This window comes from Anaerolineae bacterium (assembly GCA_025062375.1).
In the GTDB taxonomy this organism is placed as follows: Bacteria; Chloroflexota; Anaerolineae; order SpSt-600; family SpSt-600; genus SpSt-600.
In genome coordinates, this window is the sequence record JANXAG010000011.1 from 22118 (window position 1) to 40189 (window position 18072).

The 18072-nt window shown below is 52.6% G+C and carries 20 protein-coding genes and 1 tRNA gene; 19 read left to right on the forward strand and 2 right to left on the reverse strand.

The features are described 5' to 3' along the window. Positions 1-33 precede the first annotated feature (33 nt). Genes NZ653_04695 through NZ653_04715 form a run of 5 tightly spaced genes read left to right on the forward strand, consistent with a single transcriptional unit; the run spans position 34 to position 3023 of the window. Entirely contained in the window at positions 34-591 is a 558-nt protein-coding gene (locus NZ653_04695; protein MCS7286415.1) for a ferritin family protein, read from the forward strand. Between the two features lie 3 nt (positions 592-594). Then, positions 595-1098, forward strand: coding sequence for a rubrerythrin family protein (locus tag NZ653_04700; GenBank protein MCS7286416.1), 504 nt, complete (start codon positions 595-597; stop codon positions 1096-1098). A 12-nt stretch (positions 1099-1110) separates the two neighbouring features. Then, positions 1111-1311 (forward strand): hypothetical protein, encoded by a 201-nt coding sequence (locus tag NZ653_04705; GenBank protein MCS7286417.1) that lies wholly within the window; start codon positions 1111-1113, stop codon positions 1309-1311. A gap of 3 nt (positions 1312-1314) precedes the next feature. Beyond that, complete coding sequence (locus NZ653_04710; protein MCS7286418.1) at positions 1315-2217, forward strand: ferritin-like domain-containing protein; 903 nt, start codon at positions 1315-1317, stop codon at positions 2215-2217. Between the two features lie 2 nt (positions 2218-2219). Then, on the forward strand, positions 2220-3023 hold the full coding sequence (locus NZ653_04715) for a bacteriocin family protein (protein ID MCS7286419.1): 804 nt from the start codon (positions 2220-2222) through the stop codon (positions 3021-3023). A gap of 12 nt (positions 3024-3035) precedes the next feature. Here the strand turns inward: NZ653_04715 and NZ653_04720 are convergent. Next, positions 3036-3109 (reverse strand) — tRNA-Pro (locus NZ653_04720). Positions 3110-3203: 94 nt separating this feature from the next. Here NZ653_04720 and hpt point away from each other — a divergent pair. The 14 genes from hpt to rlmD all read left to right on the forward strand — a co-directional run bounded on the left by hpt (position 3204) and on the right by rlmD (position 16718). Next, a complete protein-coding gene (gene hpt, locus NZ653_04725; GenBank protein ID MCS7286420.1) occupies positions 3204-3755 on the forward strand; it encodes a hypoxanthine phosphoribosyltransferase in 552 nt (183 codons plus the stop codon). A 245-nt stretch (positions 3756-4000) separates the two neighbouring features. Beyond that, positions 4001-5155: an ABC transporter permease gene (locus NZ653_04730; protein MCS7286421.1), complete on the forward strand. Its 1155-nt coding sequence runs from the start codon at positions 4001-4003 to the stop codon at positions 5153-5155. Then, a complete protein-coding gene (locus NZ653_04735; GenBank protein ID MCS7286422.1) occupies positions 5139-6041 on the forward strand; it encodes an ABC transporter permease in 903 nt (300 codons plus the stop codon). Before NZ653_04730 ends, NZ653_04735 begins: the two co-directional genes overlap by 17 nt. After that, positions 6017-7450 carry a DUF2142 domain-containing protein gene (locus NZ653_04740; protein ID MCS7286423.1) on the forward strand — a complete coding sequence of 478 codons (1434 nt, stop codon included), beginning with the start codon at positions 6017-6019 and terminating at the stop codon, positions 7448-7450. The genes NZ653_04735 and NZ653_04740 overlap by 25 nt, the downstream gene beginning before the upstream one ends. Before the next feature lie 220 nt (positions 7451-7670). Then, positions 7671-9461, forward strand: a complete 1791-nt coding sequence (gene iorA, locus NZ653_04745; protein ID MCS7286424.1) for an indolepyruvate ferredoxin oxidoreductase subunit alpha — start codon at positions 7671-7673, stop codon at positions 9459-9461. Then, complete coding sequence (gene mvk, locus NZ653_04750) at positions 9461-10387, forward strand: mevalonate kinase (protein ID MCS7286425.1); 927 nt, start codon at positions 9461-9463, stop codon at positions 10385-10387. Before iorA ends, mvk begins: the two co-directional genes overlap by 1 nt. 12 nt (positions 10388-10399) lie before the next feature. After that, positions 10400-11263: a DUF1028 domain-containing protein gene (locus tag NZ653_04755; protein ID MCS7286426.1), complete on the forward strand. Its 864-nt coding sequence runs from the start codon at positions 10400-10402 to the stop codon at positions 11261-11263. Between the two features lie 38 nt (positions 11264-11301). Then, entirely contained in the window at positions 11302-11592 is a 291-nt protein-coding gene (locus NZ653_04760; protein ID MCS7286427.1) for a VanZ family protein, read from the forward strand. A 34-nt stretch (positions 11593-11626) separates the two neighbouring features. Beyond that, positions 11627-12586: a flippase-like domain-containing protein gene (locus NZ653_04765; protein MCS7286428.1), complete on the forward strand. Its 960-nt coding sequence runs from the start codon at positions 11627-11629 to the stop codon at positions 12584-12586. Further along, entirely contained in the window at positions 12583-12924 is a 342-nt protein-coding gene (locus tag NZ653_04770; protein MCS7286429.1) for a cyclic-di-AMP receptor, read from the forward strand. The genes NZ653_04765 and NZ653_04770 overlap by 4 nt, the downstream gene beginning before the upstream one ends. A gap of 13 nt (positions 12925-12937) precedes the next feature. Beyond that, positions 12938-13207, forward strand: a complete 270-nt coding sequence (locus NZ653_04775; GenBank protein ID MCS7286430.1) for a cyclic-di-AMP receptor — start codon at positions 12938-12940, stop codon at positions 13205-13207. Positions 13208-13211: 4 nt separating this feature from the next. Continuing rightward, positions 13212-14465, forward strand: coding sequence for an MFS transporter (locus tag NZ653_04780; GenBank protein MCS7286431.1), 1254 nt, complete (start codon positions 13212-13214; stop codon positions 14463-14465). A 154-nt stretch (positions 14466-14619) separates the two neighbouring features. Beyond that, positions 14620-15489 carry a decaprenyl-phosphate phosphoribosyltransferase gene (locus tag NZ653_04785; protein MCS7286432.1) on the forward strand — a complete coding sequence of 290 codons (870 nt, stop codon included), beginning with the start codon at positions 14620-14622 and terminating at the stop codon, positions 15487-15489. Beyond that, positions 15486-16718 (forward strand): 23S rRNA (uracil(1939)-C(5))-methyltransferase RlmD, encoded by a 1233-nt coding sequence (gene rlmD, locus NZ653_04790; GenBank protein ID MCS7286433.1) that lies wholly within the window; start codon positions 15486-15488, stop codon positions 16716-16718. Before NZ653_04785 ends, rlmD begins: the two co-directional genes overlap by 4 nt. Here rlmD and yqeC read toward each other — a convergent pair. Beyond that, a complete protein-coding gene (gene yqeC / locus NZ653_04795; protein MCS7286434.1) occupies positions 16679-18067 on the reverse strand; it encodes a selenium cofactor biosynthesis protein YqeC in 1389 nt (462 codons plus the stop codon). The genes rlmD and yqeC overlap by 40 nt on opposite strands. Positions 18068-18072 lie beyond the last annotated feature (5 nt).

The window sequence follows — 18072 nt, forward strand, 5'->3', positions numbered from 1 at the left end:
CGTATACCCTGGGCCCCATTATAGGAGGAATTTATGTTGGGGGAAACCCTTTCCATATTGGCGTTAGCTGTGAAGAATGAGAAAATGGGCAAGGATTTCTATTCCGAAGCCTCCAGACGTAGCCTTGATGACCGAGGACGCAGGACTTTTGCCTACTTAGCCCAGATGGAAGAGGAACATCTTCGCATATTGTTAGCCGAATATGAAGCAATCCGTCAAGGAAAGTCCTGGCTTAGCCGGCAGGAAGCTCTGGAGGAAGGCAAGAAATTGGACATTTCTCAGCTGCCGGAGCCTGAAGAAGCTCCTGAGGGTTTCTTTCTGCCACCTTTCATATTCCCACCACCAGAAGAGGCCCCGGGCCTCAAGGGAGATGTGGCTGCTCTGGAGTATGCCCTAAAGTTGGAGGAGCGTAGCTATGCGCTTTACAAAGAAGCCAGAGATAAAACTTCTGCTCCTGCGGGTAAAGAAGTTTACAGTTTGCTCATGGAGGAAGAAAACAGACACTACAAAGTTCTCCGGGAGGCTCTGGAGTACCTCGTAGCCAATCAAACCTGGTGGGACGACTGGGAAAAGCCCTTCTTTGAAGGATAGAAGATGGGTGAAAGGACGAGGCAGAACCTCTATACAGCCTTTGTAGGAGAGGCCAAAGCCTACTTCCGACTTCTTGCCTACGCTGAAAAGGCAGAGGAAGAGGGCTACCCTCAAATAGCGGCTCTTTTCAGAGCGGTAGCCGAGGCCGAACGGGTTCACGCCACCCGCAATTTAAAGCTTCTGGGCGAAGTAGTAATAAAAGATACCGAAACAAACCTAAAAGCCTCTTTTGAAAGGGAAGAAAGGGCAAGCGGGGTATTTTACCCCCAATTCATAAAAGAGGCCGAAGAGGAGGGTGATCGCCAGGCGGCTTTATCCTTCAGCCATGCACGGGATGTGGAGGAAGAGCACGCTTCCCTTTACAAAAGAGCCCTTCAGCATCTTGTAGCAGAAACAGCTCCTAGATATTATGTTTGCCAGATCTGCGGCTATATAGCTGAAAACGAATTACCGGAGCGTTGCCCCGTATGCAATGCTTCCGCAGATAAATTCAAAGAAATCCTCTGAAGGAGGTCAAAAATGGACTGGCTCAATTTCCTTAAAGTGATGATGATTGAAGAAATGGCGGCTCGTGACAAATATCAGCTGGCAATGGAACTTGCGGATGACCCTCAGATAAAGGCCATCTTTGAAAAGCTGCGGGACGAAGAAGCTTTCCATGCCAATTTCTTAGAGGGGGAATACAACCGCCTGCAGCAGATTTTGAAGAAGGGGGAGTAAATTATGGCTAATTTAGTAGAAATGCTTAAAGCTGCCGCAAGGGATGAGCATGCTGCCATTATTCAGTACCTCCTGCATGCTTACGCCATGGGCGAAGGGGAGGAAGCCTGCGAAATCGAAGGCATCGCAAGAGAGGAAATGCGCCATTTCTGGATACTTTCTCGCTGGATCGTCAAACTTCAGGGCATACCAACCATAGAGCGGGGCTTCACGGATCTGGGGGGAGAAACCAAAGCTGAATGGATGGATCGGGATGTCCAGGCGGAAGACCGCGCCATAGCCATGTATCGGTCTTACATTGCCGTCATAGAGGATCCCGCCCTTCGTTCTGATCTGGAGAGGATCCTGGCAGATGAAGAGCGCCATCGCGAGATGTTCTTGGAGTTCGGGGAGAAATTCCGGCGAGAACAGGCATTAGCTCCCGAGGAGGCCCCCGCGCCCTCTGTCCCTTCGCCTTTCATTCTGGAAGCACTGGACTGGGGAATACGCCACGAGTACGCCGCCATCCTGCAATATCTTTTCCATTCCTTTTTGACCAAAGACGAAGAGGTCTCCCGCCAGCTGGAGCTTCAAGCCATCAATGAGATGCAACATTTAGGATGGCTTGCGGAAAAGCTCGCCGCCTTAGGCAAACCGATACCGATCGAACATCATCCTGTGGACCTCTCCCGGGAAGTTCGGCAAATGCTGGAGGCTGATATAGACTTGGAAGCGGGAACAGCCCACAAGTACGAGATTTTCCTGGAGAAAGTGGAGGACCCCTCGGTCAAGGAACTCCTGAAAACTTTAAGGACCCACGAATTATACCATGAAAACCTTTTCAAGAGGCTTCTGGAAAGGATAAGGCATTTAAGCCCTTCCGGGTGGACTGTAGGAAGCCTTATAAAATCTGAGAAGGAGGGTTAAAGATGGAACACATCCTGATGCGAAGTGCAGCACCTCTGAGCCCGGCCCAGTGGGAAATAATTGACAACACCGTTAAAGAAATAGCCAGCCAGATTCTGGTGGGAAGGCGTTTCCTTAAGCTTTGTGGTCCCCTTGGGTTCGGGGTTTACACTGTACCCCTTTACAGCTATAAGGAGGAAGAGAAAACTATAAGAGCCGAATGCGTAAGGGCTCTTCCCCTGACGGAGCTTTCCTGGGATTTCGTCATTACAGCTCGGGACTTGGACGCTTTTGAGAGAGGGCTTCCCTTTGACGTGGGGCCTGTGGCAGGGGCGGCTGCTATCTGCGCCATGAAGGAAGATGAGCTTATCTTCAAAGGGTGTGAGGAAGCAGGTCTTGAAGGCCTTCTGAACGCTTCTGGCCGCCAGATTCTACCATTGGGCGATTGGGAAAAGGAAGGGCAAGCCCTGGCTGATATTTCCAAAGCAGTGGCCAAACTGACTTCCTCTGGATTCTATGGTCCCTACGCAGCGGTAATCAACCCATCTTCTTACACTCTGCTCCAGAGGGTGGTGGGGAAGCAAGGCATTTTAGAGGTGGAATTGGTGAAGAAAGTGGTTGAAGCAGGCCTTTTCTACACGCCCGCTGTTCCAGAAAATAGGGTGGTAGTCCTTTCTCCCAGGCCCATCTACGTGGACCTGGCTGTTGGACAGGATATGGTAACAGCATATCTGGAAAGCTCCAACATGGAACACAAGTTCCGGGTCTTTGAGACCATCGCTTTAAGGATAAAGCAAGCTGGTGCTATCTGCGTTCTGGAGTCTTAAAAAATCTTAAAGTCGGGGCGGCCGGATTTGAACCGGCGACCACTTGAACCCCATTCAAGTGCGCTCCCAGGCTGCGCCACGCCCCGACTTTCGTTATAATTATACACAAAAGAACCTTCCTTGGCAAATTACCACCCAAGGGTGCCGGGAAAGGGCTTTATCTTCTGAGGAGGGGCCATGCTGGAGAACGATATTGCGGAAATCCTCATTGACGAGAGAACCCTTCAGGCCAGGATTCGAGAACTGGGGGAGCAGATATCTCGGGATTACCAGGGCAAGAAACCCGTGCTGGTAGGAGTGCTCAAAGGCGCCTTTATGTTCATGGCTGACTTGACCCGCCATATTTCCATCCCCCATGAAATAGATTTCATGGCCACCTCCAGCTACGGCGCAGCTACCGAAACCAGCGGTGTTGTCCGCATCCTCAAAGATCTGGATACCCCCATATCGGGAAGGCATGTCCTTATCGTGGAGGATATAATTGATACGGGCCTCACTCTTGACTACCTTACCAAAATCCTCAAGGCTCGCAATCCCGCTTCTCTCCGCATTTGCACCCTTTTGGATAAAAAGGAGCGGCGCCGTATTCCGATCCCCCTGGACTATGTGGGCTTTGAGATCCCCAACAAGTTTGTTGTGGGATATGGGTTGGATTTTGGGGAAATTTACCGGAACCTCCCTTTCATAGCGGTTCTCAAGCCCGAGATTTATAAAGGGCCAAATTCCGCATAACGGTGCCTCTCCTCAGCCCCCAACGCTCTTGTAACTCAGGGGCTGAAATGAGCTCCTGCAACCGTTCCTAAGCTTTTGCTTTCTTAAAAGTTGCGGGAAAAAGACTCCTGGCTCTGCATAGTGTTGAGGGAAAGAACAGGGTAATGCTGCTTGGGAGTTCGTTGCCTCTCTGAAGAATTTGTGTTACCACCGCAAAAGGAGTTAAAATAACCGCGGGTGACGTTATTGCCAGAAAAGGGGGCTGAGTGGTCCGCTACCTTTTTTACCGTCTTATTCGGGCTTTTATAGCTCTCGTTCTCTTCCAAACTGTCCTCTTCCTTCTGATTCATGCTCTCCCTGGAGATTTCGTAAGCATGGTTTTTGGCTTTCCCCCTATATGGAAAAAAGCTCTCAGAGCCTACCTTGGCCTCAATTTGCCCCTTTGGCAGCAGTATCTGCTGTGGATGAAGGGTTTTTTCACAGGCAATCTCGGGAAAAGTTTCCTCTATCCGCGCTTTTCCGTAGTGGAGCTTCTCCTCATGGCTCTCCCCAAAACGCTGCTCCTTTTGGTGCCTGCCACTATTTCGGCCTGGATTTTAGGGTTGTGGCTGGGCAAAAGATTGGCCTGGCCACCCAGGAATTCCTCCCTCATTAGCGCCCCTATCACAGCCTTAGCGGTCGTAAGTTATTCTTCATTCCTCCCCTGGGTTATATTCATGTTGATTCAAATTTTTGCCATAAGGCTGAGATGGTTCCCTACTCAGAGCGAGGTAAGCATTGAGCTCTGGGCTGATGTAACCATATCCTCCAGCGAAGTGATGGTCTGGATGCTGCTCACCTTTATGGTCAGCACTATCGGGTGGTGGGCCACAGGCCGGATAGCTTACGGGCATAAGAAAATCTTAAAAGTTACCTTGAAAGTTTTTTTGTTCGCAGCTATAGCCTTAGCGTGGGCCTTTTCCGGATGGGCTCGCTTTGCTCTGGACATTCTCTGGCACCTGGCCCTTCCCTTCACAGCCCTTTTGTTAACGACTTTCGGGGAAATAATGCTCCTTATGCGGACCAGCATGAGCATCCTACGAAATGAGGACTTTGTCCTCCTGGCCAAGGCCAAAGGCTTGCCAGACAGCAAGATAAGAGACGTCCACTTGAGTCAGATCGCTGTTTTGCCTCTGCTGAGCCGATTCTTGCTTCAATTCCCATTCCTCCTTCTGGGAAGCTTTATAGTGGAGAAGATGTTTTTCTGGCCTGGGGTTGGAGTGCTCCTTTTCTTCGCCATTGACTATCAGGACGTGCCTCTCCTCATGGGTGTTCTCTCTCTAACGGGCATCCTGCTTCTCATCTCCCACGTTGCCTTAGATATCGCCCAGGCCTGGATAGACCCAAGATTGAGGGGTAAAATCCATGGGCGAATGGTTTAAAACGGCGGCTCTCAAAAATCCAAAGGGCTTAACGGGAATTGTCATTTTGACCCTGTTTGCTCTCATGGCTTTATCTCACCCCGTTCTTATGGCGCTGGTTTGGAACCGGGGAATATACCACCCCATGGTAGGGTTTGACCCGGATATTGCCCCTCATCCAACTTTGCCTTCCCTCAAGCACCCCCTGGGTACAGATTCTTTCGGGAGGGATATCTTGAGTCAGCTTTTGTACGGGGCTGGCACTTCCCTGGGAGTGGGAATCACGTCCGGTTTGGTGGCCTCAATCCTAGCAGTGAGTGTCGGGGTGGCTTCGGCTTATTTCGGAAAAAGGGTGGAAACTTTGTTAATGGGCCTCTGCGATGTTTTGATCCTCCTGCCACCGCCCATAATCCTGCTGATAATAGGCCTTTTGGTGGATATGCGCTGGCCCACTTTAGCCCTTTTGTACGGAATCCTCGCTGGCCTTGGGGCACCCGCTGTTATCTTAAAGACCTGGGCCCAGAGCATAACGGTGAGAGGCTTCGTGGAAACAGCCAGGCTTTCCGGAGGAAGCGATTTTTACATCATTCGCAGGCATATTCTCCCCTACGTTCTCCCCGCCGGTTTCCTCTTTATGATGTTCACAGCTTCAGGCTCGGTCCTGACTGAAGCCTTCCTTTCATTTTTTGGCCGGACGAGGATAAGGATGAGCTGGGGGTCCATGATTTGGTTCACGCAATTGACCTTTTACTGGTCTCCCGAAGGCCCCCAGTGGCATGCCCTGTTTCCCCCAGCCCTGGCTATAATTCTGTTTTGCAGTGCTTTTTACCTCTTGGGCAAAGCCGTGGAAGAATATTACGACCCCTTCGTCAGGAGGTTCACGTGGGAAGCAAGGCCCCGTTTTTAACAGTGGTAGTTGCTTTTCTGGTCCTGGGTACCCTCTATGCCCTGTACACGCCCCCCTGGCAGGCTCCAGATGAGCCCGCCCATTACAATTACATTGCCTTCCTGGTGCGTGAGGGCCGTTTACCCGTTCTGGAGATGGGAGATTATCCCCACCTTTACCTTGAGGAGATAAAAAGCCGCCGCTTTCCTCCCGAAATGTCCATTGAACCGATCCGCTATGAGTTCCATCAGCCCCCTCTCTATTACCTGTTGGCCTCGCCTGTATATGCCTTGACGGGAGGAAATCTCATAGCCCTGAGGCTTCTTTCGATGGCGATCGGTGCTGGGGTGGTAACCGTGGCCTTTCTCATCGTCAGGGAGCTTTTACCGGAAAAGCCCGAGTTGGCAGTGGGAGCAGCTGCCTTTGCCGCTTTTGTACCCATGCACATCGCTATAAGTGCTTCGGTCAATAACGATGCCCTGGCAGAGCTCTTCATCGGACTATTTCTCCTGGAAACGGTGCGGCTTATAAAAGAGGGGTTCCCGGAAAAAGCTCTATGGAGACCATCGCTTTTCATAGCCCTCGGTTTTTTGACCAAGACCACGGCTTATATCTCCTTTGTCCTTTACCCTGTAATCTTTGCCGTATACGCTTATCGCCGCATTTCCTGGAGCAGGGGAGTGCGCTCTTTTGTGTTGAGTCTCTGGCCCCTTCTTTTTACACTACCCTGGTTTGTCCGAAACATGGCTGTTTATGGTCCCTCTGACCCCTTCGGCCTTTCCCGGCACGACGCTGTAGTAGTGGGACAGCCTCGCACCATGGAATGGGTTGAATCGATGGGAATCTGGAGCGTTCTCAGGGCTTTTCTCCTGACTTCTTTCCGGAGTTTCTGGGGACAGTTCGGCTGGATGGCTGTTCCTATGGATGAGCGAATCTATGCTCTATTATTTCTGGCCTCTTTCCTCGCCCTCTGGGGATTGCTCCTCTGGTTGCCACGGGGGTGGCGGGAGCTTAAGGAGTTCCAGCACCTTGGTTTTATCCTTCTGGCTTTATCCTTTGCCTTCACGGCTCTTTCCTTCATCTGGTATAACCTCAAATTTGTCCAGCACCAGGGCCGATACCTCTTCCCGGCCCTGATACCCATAGGCTTTGGGTTTTCCTTGGGCCTGAGAGAAGGTTTAAAGAGAAGAGCTATGGCGGGAGCGGGGCTCATCTTTATCCTCCTGGCCTTTGCTCTGGTCCTTAAGGGCTTCCTCACCAGCGATTGGAATCGTTTTACTCTGGCCATAGCCCTTTTGGGGGCAGTGGGTTGTGGTATAAAGGCCCTGCTCCCGGAACGATGGGATCATTTCTTCTTCGGTTTATTCTTTGCTGGATTAGCCGCTTTAAGTGCCCTGTGCCCGTTTATTTACATAAAGCCTTATCTTTAAACCCGGAAGCTCACCCAGAGCATCTCGGGCAATTCTCTTCGCTGCAGGACTGATGGGCCGGCAAGCATCTCTGGGCCCACCGGCTAAAACCTGGCACTTCGGAAGGTGAAGGGGCGTTCTCTGGCCGTTCAAGTCTTTAAATTGACCATCAAACCATTGACCCCTTACTTTAAGCATGTTATAATTAGCTGCAAATTCACCCGCCCACGGAGGATGCAACATGGAAAAGGAGTTAATGCTGGGGAACGAAGCTATAGCCAGGGGCGCGTGGGAAGCAGGCATTGAAGTGGCTGCAGCTTACCCTGGCACCCCTTCTACTGAAATTTTAGAAGCCTTCGCCCGTTACCCGGGAGTATACGCTGAGTGGTCTACCAATGAAAAGGTGGCACTGGATGTGGCTGCTGGAGCTGCATATGCCGGCATAAGAGCCATGGCCGCGATGAAACACGTCGGCCTTAATGTGGCGGCCGATTCCCTTTTTTATGCCTCTATGACTGGAGCCGAAGCGGCTTTAATCGTGATCTCTGCCGATGACCCTGCAATGCATTCTTCCCAGAACGAGCAGGACAATCGCCGCTATGCTAAGTTCGCCAGGGTCCCCTGTCTTGAGCCCTCCGACAGCCAGGAAGCCAAAGATATGATGAAAGTGGCTGTGGAAATAAGCGAACTTTTTGATACTCCGGTTCTCTATCGGATTACCACCAGGATTGCCCACTCGGCGGGGGCTGTAACCCTTGGTGAGAGGGTAACTCGCTCCCAAAGGCCTTCCCAATTTCCCCGCAACGTTCCTAAGTACGTTATGCTTCCAGCCTACGCTCGCCTTCGCCACCCTGTAATTGAGGAAAGGATAAGACGGCTTGAAGAGTTTGCCGAATCTTTCCCCTATAACCGCATAGAAATGGGTGACCCCTCCCTGGGCATAGTCACCTGCGGGGTGGCCTATCAGTACGCCCGCGAAGTCTTTCCGGAAGCTTCTTTCCTTAGACTGGGGATGACCTATCCTATCCCCAAGCGGATGGTGAGAGAGTTTGCCTCCAGGGTTAAGAGGCTCATAGTCATAGAAGAGCTGGATCCTTTCCTGGAGGAGGAAATTCGCCTGATGGGGATACCGGTTGAAGGCAAGAGCGTTTTCCCCATCTGTGGTGAATTTGATCCCACAGTATTAAGGGAGGCTGCTATAAAGGCCGGCCTTCTTCCCCCCGAGGCCGGAGTTGAAAGGCCAAAAGTGGAAGTTGGGGAGCTACCCCCGAGGCCTCCGGTTCTTTGTCCAGGGTGCCCTCACCGCGGAGTTTTCTACATAATGAGCAAACTCAAGCTGGCAGTGACCGGAGACATAGGCTGTTACACCCTGGGAGCTCTTCCCCCTCTTTCCACTATCCACACCTGTGGTTGCATGGGAGCGGGCATAGGTCAGGCCCACGGTGCCGATAAATCCGGTCTTGAGGAAAGAATCGTAGCCGTAATTGGGGACTCCACCTTTTTCCACACGGGAATGCCGGCGCTCCTCAATATAGCTTACAATAAGGGAAAGGCCATAACAGTAGTCATGGATAACCGCAGCACCGCCATGACTGGTCATCAGGGTCATCCCGGAACGGGCCAGACCCTTCAGGGCGAGAAATCAGCGGAAGTTCTCATAGAAGACGTGGCCAGAGCCTTCGGAATAAAGCATGTTTACACTGTGGATGCTTACGACCTTAAGGGGGTTGAAAAGGCCTTTAAGGAAGCCCTGGCAGTGGACGAAGCGGCTGTAATTGTAACAAGGAGGGAGTGCGCCCTCCTGCCGGAAGTGCGCAGGACTTACAAACCCCTGAGGGTTGACCCTGAAAAGTGTAACGGTTGCGGCCTCTGTTTCCGGGCGGGCTGTCCTGCAACCCTCAGGAGCGAGGAAATAGACCCTAAAACCAAAAAGCCAAAGATGAAAATAGACCCGCTCCTGTGCACTGGCTGCGAGGTGTGTGCTCAAATTTGTCCCAGAGGGGCAATCCTGTTCAGAGCTCAGCTGGATTGATGGAAGCCAGAGCTTCAGCTTCGGGAAAAATCATCCTTTTGGGGGAACATGCAGTAGTCTACGGCAGGCCCGCCATTGCCGCACCGGTAACTGGGGTAAAGGCCTGGGCTACAGTGGAAGATTCCCCCGGTGAAATCTTCATCCGGGCCCCTGATATCGGGAAGGAGTTCTACCTGGAAGAGGCTTCTCCCGATGATCCGCTTCGTCTCGTGGTAGAGTTAACTCTAAAACGCCTGGAACTGGGAAAGGCTTATGGTTTCACAATAACGATCCACTCCGAAATCCCCATAGCCCGCGGCCTTGGAAGCGGAGCAGCTGTCTCTACGGCCATCGTAAGGGCTTTGTCCCTTTACTTTCAGCGAAAACTTACCCCCGATGAAATCTCGGCCATAGTTTACGAAACGGAAAAAATTTACCACGGCACCCCCAGCGGCATAGATAATACTGTAATCGCCTACGAAATGCCGGTGTTTTTCGTTAAAGGACAACCCCCGGTGCCCTTCAAAGCGGGGCGAACTTTAACCTTCATCATAGGGGATACGGGGATTCCAAGCCCCACCAGGGATGTGGTGTTATGGGTAAGAAAGAGGTGGGAAGAAGATAGGGCCAGGTGTGAAAGGCTCTTTGATCAGATAGGAAGTATAGTGCTGGAGGGGAAGGAAGCCATAGAAAGGGGTGAGCTCCGAAGGATTGGTGAACTTATGGATGAGAACCACCGTCTCTTGGCAGAGTTGGGGGTTTCCTCTCCCGAGCTGGATCGCCTGGTGGATGCAGCCCGGGAGGCCGGGGCCCTGGGAGCAAAACTTTCGGGGGCTGGATGGGGTGGAAACATGATAGCCTTGGTGGAGGACTGGACTGTTCCCATAGTTTCCGGAGCTCTGAAAAAAGCAGGCGCCGTTTCGCTTCTGACAGGTCAGGTATCCTGAAGGAGGGCTGGAATGTTTTCAACTTTCTCAATTGTGGCCTTTGACCCTGCTACGGGCGATCTGGGTGTTGCTGTCCAATCCAAATTTCTCGCGGTCGGGGCGGTGGTTCCGTGGGCCAAGGCCCGAACGGGCGCCATTGCCACCCAATCCTGGGCTAATACATCCTACGGACCGAGAGGCCTTGAGCTTCTGAGCCTGGGCCTTTCAGCTCCAGAGGTGGTGGAAATCCTCTTAGCTGAAGATGAAGGCCGGGACCTGCGTCAGGTTGGGATAGTGGATTTCCGGGGTGGAGCTGCGGCTTACACGGGTAGGGGGTGCTTTGAATGGGCCGGGCATGTGGTGGGCTCTGGATATGCCTGCCAGGGCAACATACTTGCAGGCCCCAGGGTAGTGGAAGCCATGGCTGAAGCTTTTGAAAAGGGCGAAGGAGAGCTGGCCCACAGGCTCTTAGCGGCCCTGGAAGCTGGACAGGCTGCCGGTGGTGACAGACGAGGCCAGCAATCAGCAGCGCTTCTGGTGGTAAGAGAGAAGGGCGGATATGGCGGCTTCAACGACCGCTATATAGACCTCAGGGTTGATGACCACCCCGAGCCTATAAAAGAGCTCAGGAGGCTGTTGAACCTTTACGAACTTTATTTCTTCAAGCCCAGACCTGAAGATCTGGTGGAAATAAAGGGGGAAATCGCCTTAGAAATCCAGCGCATCCTCCTTAAGACCGGGGATTACAGAGGCCCCCTCTCAGGCCAGTACGACGAAGTCACGAAGGAAGCCTTCAAAAACCTCTGCCTGAGGGAAAACCTGGAGGAACGGTGGCAGGAAGAATCCCTGGTGGATTTGACAGTCCTGAATTTCCTGAGGGAACGCTTCGGGAGATGAGGTCTTTCCTTTTCAGGTGGGGTCCTGCCATCTTTTGGATGGGGATTATATTCTCCCTATCCTCCATCCCCGGTTCTTTCTTGCCCGAAGTGGGGGGAGAGCCGCGGAACATCCTTTTCCACCTTGTTGAGTATACCATCCTGGCTCTGCTCCTGTTGAGAGCTACGGCGGGGAAATGGTTTCCTGCAGGGGCAATCTCTCTGGGGTGGGCCGCGCTGGATGAGTGGTATCAGAGCTTTGTTCCGGGCCGAGCCAGTTCCTTTCAGGATTTTTTCGTGGACATGCTTGGGATTAGCCTAGGGTTGATTCTGGGGAAGGGGAGGAGATAAGATCAGGAAAAGAGCTTTTAACCTTCTCGGGTTCCTGATAACCCTTTTCTTCATTGCCCTGGCGGTAAAGAAAATAGACTGGGGGAAGACGTGGCAATCCCTGCAGGGGGCTGATTATCGCTTTGTGGCTTTGGCCTTTATTTCTACGTCCCTTTCTTACTTTCTCAGGACCACTCGCTGGAAATGGATCTTGGAGCCTGCGGGGAATTTTTCCTTCCCGGTGCTTTTCCCTTCATTAATGGTAGGCTTTGCAATAAACAACTTGCTTCCTGGAAGGCTTGGGGAATTTGCTAGAGCTTACCTTGTAAGCCGGAAAACCAAAGTTTCTGTGAGTCTTTCCTTTGCTACCGTAGTGGTGGAAAGAGTTCTGGATGGCCTGACAATTGTGGGTGCCATGGGGGCAGTGGGCCTGTTCTATCCCCTTCCGGATTGGGGCAAGAAGGTGGCTTTGCTCTCGGCCTTCCTCTTCCTTTCAACTCTTATGGTCCTGCTTTCGCTGCTTTTCTTGCGGGCACAAACTATGAAAATCCTGGGCTTTCTGGCCAATCCTTTGCCCCAGCAATGGGAGAGAAAACTTTTGGGAATGATCTCCTCTTTTACCGAAGGCCTGGAAATCCTGCGCTCCGGACCCGTTTTCCTTCGCTCCCTCACCTTTTCCGTGGTAATATGGGGGGTGGAAACAGTCACCTATTACCTTGGGATGAGAGCCCTCCACATTCCTCTCGCTGGCTGGAATGGAGTCTGGCAGGCTCTGTTTTTCATGTCCGCAGTAAACCTGGGGATAATGATACCGGCAGCGCCAGGAGGGCTGGGACCGTACCAAGCCTCTGCCATCTTAGCTCTGGCCGTCTTCGGGGTGCCGAAGGAGGTTGCCCTGAGTGCTTCGCTTTTGACCCATGCTGTCCAGTATTTCTACGTTGTAGCCCTTGGCCTCTACTTTATGGGGAAGGAAGGTTTATCCCTTACAGAGATAATGGAAGAGAGGGCAAGATGAAAGGCGGGAATATAGACCGTCTGGCTTTTACTATTGTGCATAGTTCTTACGTGCAAAAGCTCCTCAAGGCCCTCTACAGGGAAAGCTTTCAGGCCACGGTTATAGAAGTCAAGGGAGGCTTTTTGGAAGAGCCTATGGTAACTCTGCTGGTGGGGATGAATCATCGGAAGCTTCCTCTTTTCCTGGAAGTAGTCAAGGCCCACTGTCCAGCCCGGTTCCGCTATATTCCAGCAGGGGTTATCGCTCCCTGGCCTCCTTCTTTTCCACGGATGGTAGAAGTCAGCACGGGCGGAGCAATAGTCCTGGTGGTTCCAGTAGAAAAATTTTACCAGCTATAAGGGAGGGCACCCCGTGAAGAAACTGGTTCTGGCCATAATAAAAGATGATGACGCACCTTCAGTTATGGAAGCACTTATTAGCCGAAATTTCAGGGTAACCAAGATAGCCAGTACCGGCGGATTCCTGCGGCGCGGGAACGTCACCCTCCTCATTGGCACGGAAGAAGAGCGGGTGGAAGAACTCCTCAAAGCTGTTACCAGGGCCTGCGCTGAGCCGCCGCCTGGTCAGCACAGAGCTATTATTTTTGTCATCCCTATGGAGCAATTCATCCAGGTAGGATAAGCCCGTGCTCAAACGTCTCATCGCCCTTGTGGAAGACGACTGGGGGCCTCACGTCGGATCTCTGCTCAGGCGTTCCCTCCGGTGGTTCCTGGCCGACGGAGTATTCGGAGGGGCAAGCGATGCTATAGTGAACGCCTTTCAGGCTCTTTACTTTTTGGCCCTTGGAGCCACCAGGCCCCAGATAGGCCTCCTGGCTTCCCTTTCCAACCTTACTATGCCTCTGGCTATGTTCCCGGGGGCTGCCCTGGCCGAAAGAAGTGTTGAATACAAAAGGTTCATCCTGAAAGCCCTTATCTTCAGCAAATCAACCCTCTTCCTCCTGGCCCTCCTGCCTTTCATCCCCTTTAGTGGGTACGCGATATCTTTCGGGATAGGCATCGCTACTCTGCGGGTCTTTGCCAGCCACTTTGCCAACCCTGCCTGGACAGCCCTCGTAGGGAAGCTTGTGCCTCTGCAGTGGCGGGGAAGATATTTTGCCTCCCGCAATATACTCATCGGCCTGGCCAGCGTTCTGGTCACCCTGTTAGCGGGCGGTTTGATAGACCTGCTGGGCAGCCCAGGTGGTTATCAGGTCGTTTTCGGCCTGGCCGGCATCCTGGGGCTCCTTTCGGCTTACTCTTTCGCCCGGATAGAGGAGCCTCTCATGGCCCAGAGAAGAACCCAAAATCTTTCTACGAAAGCAGTGTTAAAATTTACCGGAAGAATCCCTGGTTTTTTGCCTTTCTGCATTTTATCTGGCCTGTGGAACTTTTCCGTCCACTTAGCCGCACCTTTTTTCCCTGTCTACATGGTTGAGGGCTTCAAAGCAGGAGGAACTCTCATCGGGCTTACTTCCTCGCTGGCCATCCTGGCCTCCATTCCCGGACAACGGATTTTCGGCCGCCAGGCTGATGAGCGCGGAGCATTGTGGGTTCAGAGGCTAACTTCGCTTGTTATCCCCTTTATCCCTTGGCTTTGGGCTTTGGCCCCCGGGGTATGGTTCATAATACCCGTTGAGCTTTTCAGTGGCTTTATCTGGGCCGGATTTAACCTCGCTGTCTTTAACCTCCTTTTGGAGCTCACGCCCGAGGAAGGAAGACCCGTCCATGTGGCTTTATATCAGGTAATATCAGGACTTGGGATGACGATCGGGCCAGTGATAGGAGGCTTGCTGGCAAACGCGCTCGGTTACAAAGCCCTGTTCTGGATTTCTGGTGCTCTGCGGGTTCTTATCGCAATACTTTTCATCCACTTTCTCCGAGAAGGAAGCCGCCCTTAAACCAGGAACCCCCTTGGAATCGCCTCTGGCGATCCCCTGCCTACAACAGCAGGGGAGCAGACCATCGGAGGGATTAACCTCGGCCATTGTTTGACTATTTCAATCCTTTGCGCTATTATCTTTCCGTCATCCTCTCCCGGGGAGAAGCGTAAGAATGGTTATAGCCCTTTTAAAAGCGATGAGGCCCAAGCAGTGGGCCAAAAATGTTTTTGTCTTTGCCGCTCTTGTCTTTGATGAAAAACTCTTCAAACTGGTTCCTCTTTCCAAGACTGTACTGGGCTTTCTCATTTTCTGCCTCCTATCCGGCGCAGTCTACCTGGTGAACGATGTGGTGGATGCCGAGAAAGACCGCCTTCACCCTACCAAGAGAAAGAGGCCAATTGCCTCTGGCCAGCTGAGCCCTAAGCTCGCCTTGGCTACAGCTTCAGCTCTCGGGATAACTTTAATCCCTGTCTCTTTCCTCCTGGATTTCTACTTCGGCCTTGTGGCCCTTGCTTACCTTATTTCCATGGTAGCTTATTCCTTCTGGCTCAAGAATGTAGCCTTGATGGACGTTTTCACAGTCTCAGCGGGGTTCGTCCTTAGAGTGGCCGCCGGGGTTATCCTGGTAAAGGCCGAAAGATTTTCTCCCTGGCTCTATATCTGCACCACTTTGCTGGCCCTCTTTATAAGCATAAGCCGCCGCCGCCACGAACTTCTCCTTCTCAATGAGAACGCCTCAAACCACAGAACCATTCTTGAGGAATATAACCTGCGCCTTCTGGACGAAATGATAGTCATAGTAACTTCCAGCACCATCGTCGCTTACTCCCTTTACACTTTCTCTGCTCCCAACCTCCCTCCGAATCACACCATGATGTTAACCATCCCGTTGGTCCTCTACTGCCTTTTCCGTTACCTTTACCTCATCCACGTGAAAGGGGAGGGTGGAGCTCCCGAAGATCTCATCTTTACCGACAAGCCACTGCTGGCAGGCCTCCTCCTCTGGGGCTTAGCCGTAATCGCTATACTTTATCTCCAATGAGGAAAATGGAAATTCGTCTGGAGAAAATGGCCCACGGAGGTGAAGCCCTCGGTTTTTACGAGGGCAAAGCCATCTTCGTGGCCGGAGGAATAGCTGGAGAAAGGGTTCAGGTTGAGATTGAGGAGGACCACCGGAGCTGGGCAAGGGCCAGGCTTTTGGAAGTTCTGACCCCTTCCCCTTACAGGGTTGAACCCCCGTGTCCGTATTTTGGCCGGTGCGGGGGATGCCAGTGGCAGCACATTGACTACAAGGCCCAGCTTCAGTTCAAGCGGGAAATCCTAGCCGAGCAACTCGCTCGCATTGGAGGCCTTGAGGCTGAAATCTTTCCTGTTGTTCCAAGTCCGTGGCCCTGGCACTACCGCAACTCTGTACGCTTTCGGGTTACTCCAGAGGGAATGCTCGCTTTCCAGGCCCTGCGCAGCACCGAACTTGTGGTCATTGAGGAGTGCTACATCCTTCACCCCCTTGTAGAGGAAGTCCTTGAAGCCGTAGAGATGGAACTTCCCCCCTTGCTCTCCTTGAAGGTCAAAGTCGGGGTAAGGACAGGCCATCAGCTCCTTGTTCTGGAGACGGCACACAAAGAGACCCTTGAGCTTTCCACTGAACTTCCTGTTTCATGTGTCCTTATTCCCCCTTCAGGCCCTCCGGTGGTGATGGCTGGTAGCGATTTTATCCAGGAGGAAGTAGCGGGGAGGCTTTACCGAATTTCGGCCATGAGCTTTTTCCAGGCCAACACTCCCCAGGCCGAGAAGTTGGTGGAAATAGTGGAGGAATTTTTAACGCCAGAAGGAAAAGAGACCCTGCTGGATGGTTACTGCGGGGTTGGATTGTTCGGATTAGCCCTGGCAGATAAAGTGGCCAGGGTCATAGGAGTGGAAGAGAACCCCTTCGCCGTGAACGATGCCCTCCTCAATGCAGAGATGCAAGGGGCAGGAAATGCCCTCTTCATCCAGGGACGAATGGAAGAAGTTTCAGGGCAACTGGAGGAGAAGATTGACCTTGCCGTGGTAGACCCACCGCGCACGGGTATGGAAAAGGAAGCCCTTGAAGGTCTCGTGCGCCTTAAGCCCCAAAAGATCGCCTACGTTTCGTGCGATCCAGCTACTCTGGCCAGGGATCTCGCCTTTCTGGTAAAAAACGGCTATGTCCTGGAGAAAGTGCAACCAGTGGACATGTTCCCCCAGACCTTTCACATTGAAAGCATTTCCCTGCTCAGGCTCAGATCCTGAGGAGTATCAATATCAATCCTTATCCCGGGATCAGCTACCTCTACGATTTCCACCCAATCGGGATGTGCCTCTATAAGGGAACGGCCCCCTTTATCGCCCTTTATGGATGCCAGTTCAAGGAAAGTAGAGCGGTCAAAGAGCACAGGGTTTCCCCTGACTCCTCTAAAGGCTGGGGCCACTATGGGCCTGCGAGTCCTGTAATAGTGTCGAACTATCGCCGCTACTGTTTCCGGCCTTACGAAAGGCTGGTCAGCCAGGAAAAACACCAGAGCTTCTGTCTCGGACCCTGCCACCAGGAGGCTGGCCCTTATGGAAGAGGCTATCCCTTCCCGCCAGTCCTTGTTTACCAGAAATTGAACCGGCTTTCCCTTAAGGATGGGGATGAGTTCTTCAGCATAAGCCCCAAGGATTACTACAATGCTTTCCAGGGGCGAGGCCAGGGCTATCTCCACAACCCTTTCCAGCATTGGGACGCCTTCTACTGGAAAGAGCTGTTTCGGGCAGCCGAAGCGCTCGGATTCGCCAGCAGCCAGGATAATGCCTTTCACCCTTCCCACAATATCTCTCACTGGCTTCTCACCCCACAAAGCTGTCACCAGTACTTTCCGGACTTCCGGAGAGCGGAGGAGAAAGCGAGCAATTTTGTAGGCCTTCTGGGGAGGTGCTTCCTCACGGGTGTTCACCACCGGGATAAACCTGGCCGAAGGGGGTTTCCCTTTCATGCCGCCTTCGGGGTGCAGAAAGAGAGAAGCGATGGCGGCTTCGTCCAGCACGGAGCCCTCGGGGCAGTTCAGAAGCCTTGTAATTTCGCGGGGCCTGTGGAAAAACTCTTCGGTGAGGGGTTTGCCTGAGGCATCGGCATGGGCCATGGCCACGTAGAGCGAGGTGGAAGAGGGGACAATGGGCTCGTGAGGCGCCGGTGCTTTGAGAAGGCGTCCCCTGGCTCCATCGGCTTCAACGATTATAACTGCATCGCCTGCAGCTTCGTGGATTCTATCAATCGTTTCCGGAGAAAGACCCTGAAGCTTGCGGGGGAGTACGGGGAAGGGATAGCGAGGGTGGATTGAAGCCTTCTCTCTGAGCCGCCGGCGGGCCAGGATGATGGCCTCGTGGTTCCGGAAAGCCTCCAGAACCCGCTCAGGGATTAAGAGTTCGTTCTCCTCCAGGATGAGAGCCTCACCGGGGCCAGGAACTGGCTCCAGGACCCTGGTGGTAGTGGTGAAAATAACCCTGAATCCTTCCCCTTTAAGTTCAGCCATAAGGCGTAGAGCCAGGGAAGTCTTCCCCCCTGCCCCCGTCAGAGAAATGACCTCTCCAGCTTTAACGCCGAGAGCTTCTCTTAAGAGCATATCCT

Bases quoted from the DNA above. Each gene is read 5' to 3' on its own strand.
- NZ653_04710 (MCS7286418.1), top strand. From the start codon at position 1,315: ATGGCTAATTTAGTAGAAATGCTTAAAGCTGCCGCAAGGGATGAGCAT.
- NZ653_04700 (MCS7286416.1), top strand. From the start codon at position 595: ATGGGTGAAAGGACGAGGCAGAACCTCTATACAGCCTTTGTAGGAGAG.
- iorA (MCS7286424.1), top strand. From the start codon at position 7,671: ATGGAAAAGGAGTTAATGCTGGGGAACGAAGCTATAGCCAGGGGCGCG.
- NZ653_04705 (MCS7286417.1), top strand. From the start codon at position 1,111: ATGGACTGGCTCAATTTCCTTAAAGTGATGATGATTGAAGAAATGGCG.
- NZ653_04715 (MCS7286419.1), top strand. From the start codon at position 2,220: ATGGAACACATCCTGATGCGAAGTGCAGCACCTCTGAGCCCGGCCCAG.
- mvk (MCS7286425.1), top strand. From the start codon at position 9,461: ATGGAAGCCAGAGCTTCAGCTTCGGGAAAAATCATCCTTTTGGGGGAA.
- NZ653_04695 (MCS7286415.1), top strand. From the start codon at position 34: ATGTTGGGGGAAACCCTTTCCATATTGGCGTTAGCTGTGAAGAATGAG.
- yqeC (MCS7286434.1), bottom strand. From the start codon at position 18,067: ATGCTCTTAAGAGAAGCTCTCGGCGTTAAAGCTGGAGAGGTCATTTCT.
- NZ653_04755 (MCS7286426.1), top strand. From the start codon at position 10,400: ATGTTTTCAACTTTCTCAATTGTGGCCTTTGACCCTGCTACGGGCGAT.
- rlmD (MCS7286433.1), top strand. From the start codon at position 15,486: ATGAGGAAAATGGAAATTCGTCTGGAGAAAATGGCCCACGGAGGTGAA.
- NZ653_04770 (MCS7286429.1), top strand. From the start codon at position 12,583: ATGAAAGGCGGGAATATAGACCGTCTGGCTTTTACTATTGTGCATAGT.
- NZ653_04785 (MCS7286432.1), top strand. From the start codon at position 14,620: ATGGTTATAGCCCTTTTAAAAGCGATGAGGCCCAAGCAGTGGGCCAAA.
- NZ653_04735 (MCS7286422.1), top strand. From the start codon at position 5,139: ATGGGCGAATGGTTTAAAACGGCGGCTCTCAAAAATCCAAAGGGCTTA.
- NZ653_04760 (MCS7286427.1), top strand. From the start codon at position 11,302: ATGGGGATTATATTCTCCCTATCCTCCATCCCCGGTTCTTTCTTGCCC.